Source organism: Streptococcus suis, from assembly GCF_002964045.1.
GTDB classification, from domain to species: domain Bacteria; phylum Bacillota; class Bacilli; order Lactobacillales; family Streptococcaceae; genus Streptococcus; species Streptococcus suis_U.
In genome coordinates this window covers 1-1,826 of the sequence record NZ_POPB01000649.1, presented here as the reverse complement: position 1 = coordinate 1,826, position 1,826 = coordinate 1, and the positions used below count along the sequence as shown (strand labels likewise).

Below are 1,826 nucleotides of genomic sequence, written 5' to 3'. Positions count from 1 at the left end.
CGGTAGTCGCTTAGCAAGTTGGAGAGAGATCTCCATTTGGGAGTTTAGCTCAGCTGGGAGAGCATCTGCCTTACAAGCAGAGGGTCAGCGGTTCGATCCCGTTAACTCCCATATAAGCGGGTGTAGTTTAGTGGTAAAACTACAGCCTTCCAAGCTGTTGTCGCGAGTTCGATTCTCGTCACCCGCTTTGAACTTTGTTCATTTCCAAACATTTTTGTTTGGGCGCGTAGCTCAGATGGTTAGAGCGCACGCCTGATAAGCGTGAGGTCGGTGGTTCGATTCCACTCGTGCCCATATATGGTCCGTTGGTCAAGGGGTTAAGACACCGCCTTTTCACGGCGGTAACACGGGTTCGAATCCCGTACGGACTATATTCGGAGGATTACCCAAGTCCGGCTGAAGGGAACGGTCTTGAAAACCGTCAGGCGTGTAAAAGCGTGCGTGGGTTCGAATCCCACATCCTCCTTTTTATTATCGCGGGATGGAGCAGCTAGGTAGCTCGTCGGGCTCATAACCCGAAGGTCGTAGGTTCAAATCCTGCTCCCGCAATTGTATTGGCTCGGTAGCTCAGTTGGTAGAGCAATGGATTGAAGCTCCATGTGTCGGCGGTTCGATTCCGTCTCGCGCCATTAACTTAATATTTTGGAGAGATAGCGAAGAGGCTAAACGCGGCGGACTGTAAATCCGCTCCTTCGGGTTCGGGGGTTCGAATCCCTCTCTCTCCATACCTTTACGGGCATAGTTTAAAGGTAGAACTAAGGTCTCCAAAACCTTCAGTGTGGGTTCAATTCCTACTGCCCGTGTTATATGGCGGGTGTGGTGAAGTGGTTAACACATCAGATTGTGGCTCTGACATTCGGGGGTTCGATTCCCCTCACTCGCCTATTTTAATATTGGGGTATCGCCAAGCGGTAAGGCAAGGGACTTTGACTCCCTCATGCGTTGGTTCGAATCCAGCTACCCCAGTTCAACTATATGCCGGCGTGGCGGAATTGGCAGACGCGCTGGACTCAAAATCCAGTGTCCGCAAGGACGTGCCGGTTCGACCCCGGCCGCCGGTATAGTTTATAAAGAAGAAACGTTGATTTATCAGCGTTTCTTTGTTTTTGTCCCCCTGAATCCTTTATTAACCACTAGCTATGCTAGTAGTTCAGTAGATCTTCAGGTGAGGTATTAAAAAGGGCTCTTTGTCAACTGTAGTGGGTAGATGAAAAGCTAACACCTAGAGAGGACGAAATTCGTTCTCTTTTTATCTCTTTCCAATTTTTGGGAGATAATCTGAAAAGGGCTATTCTCAGCCCTTTTCATTGTTCATGTCAATCAAAATGCGTTTTTTTTGGTAGCTTCCAGTTTGGCATTGAAATAAGGTAAAACAAAAGCGTTTAAAATGTCAAGCCCCAGATAAAATGGACAGTTAAAAAAGTTAGTTTTTTAGAAGGTATGCTTCCCTAAATTCTAAGGGATTCATACCTTTTAATTTTTCTTGTGGTCTGTGTCAATTATACCAGTCGATGTATTCCCTGATTTGTTGGACGAGGGCTTCCCTATCCTCTGGTGGAAATAGTCTCAAGGATTCACTCTTCATGTGGGAAAAGAAATTCTCACATGCCGCATTATCATAACAATTTCCCTTGCCAGAATGAGAAATGGTCACACCGAATTGATCTAATTTTCGGAGATACTGTTGAATTGAAATTGTTGAAAAAAAGAGTACACTAAAGTTACTGGCTCTGAGACGTCTCAAAGTAAGTTCTAGTTATCTGGAATTTTGGATGGGACAAGTTCCTTTCTATTTTGAAATTATTTTTTGATAAAAACTAGCGATT

The 1,826-nt window shown here is 45.2% G+C and carries 1 protein-coding gene and 12 tRNA genes; 12 read left to right on the top strand and 1 reads right to left on the bottom strand.

Annotated elements, in window-relative coordinates; all coding sequences use genetic code 11:
• The first annotated feature begins 38 nt into the window (after positions 1–38).
• The 12 genes from C1E99_RS13890 (at position 39) to C1E99_RS13835 (ending at position 1,061) form a co-directional block, all read left to right on the top strand.
• A tRNA-Val gene (locus C1E99_RS13890) sits at positions 39–111 on the top strand.
• Between the two features lie 5 nt (positions 112–116).
• Positions 117–187 (top strand) — tRNA-Gly (locus tag C1E99_RS13885).
• A gap of 33 nt (positions 188–220) precedes the next feature.
• Positions 221–294, top strand: a tRNA-Ile gene (locus tag C1E99_RS13880).
• A 5-nt stretch (positions 295–299) separates the two neighbouring features.
• Positions 300–371, top strand: a tRNA-Glu gene (locus tag C1E99_RS13875).
• A gap of 5 nt (positions 372–376) precedes the next feature.
• Positions 377–466 (top strand) — tRNA-Ser (locus tag C1E99_RS13870).
• Positions 467–475: 9 nt separating this feature from the next.
• Positions 476–549 (top strand) — tRNA-Met (locus tag C1E99_RS13865).
• 7 nt (positions 550–556) lie between these two features.
• Positions 557–629, top strand: a tRNA-Phe gene (locus C1E99_RS13860).
• A gap of 15 nt (positions 630–644) precedes the next feature.
• A tRNA-Tyr gene (locus C1E99_RS13855) sits at positions 645–725 on the top strand.
• 7 nt (positions 726–732) lie between these two features.
• Positions 733–803: transfer RNA gene (locus C1E99_RS13850), tRNA-Trp, on the top strand.
• Positions 804–810: 7 nt separating this feature from the next.
• A tRNA-His gene (locus C1E99_RS13845) sits at positions 811–883 on the top strand.
• 11 nt (positions 884–894) lie between these two features.
• Positions 895–966 (top strand) — tRNA-Gln (locus C1E99_RS13840).
• Between the two features lie 11 nt (positions 967–977).
• Positions 978–1,061, top strand: a tRNA-Leu gene (locus C1E99_RS13835).
• A 434-nt stretch (positions 1,062–1,495) separates the two neighbouring features.
• Here the strand turns inward: C1E99_RS13835 and C1E99_RS13830 are convergent.
• The gene (locus C1E99_RS13830; protein WP_238146261.1) at positions 1,496–1,654 is read right to left on the bottom strand and encodes an IS3 family transposase; all 159 of its coding nucleotides are present in this window, start codon (positions 1,652–1,654) and stop codon (positions 1,496–1,498) included.
• Between the last annotated feature and the right edge of the window lie 172 nt (positions 1,655–1,826).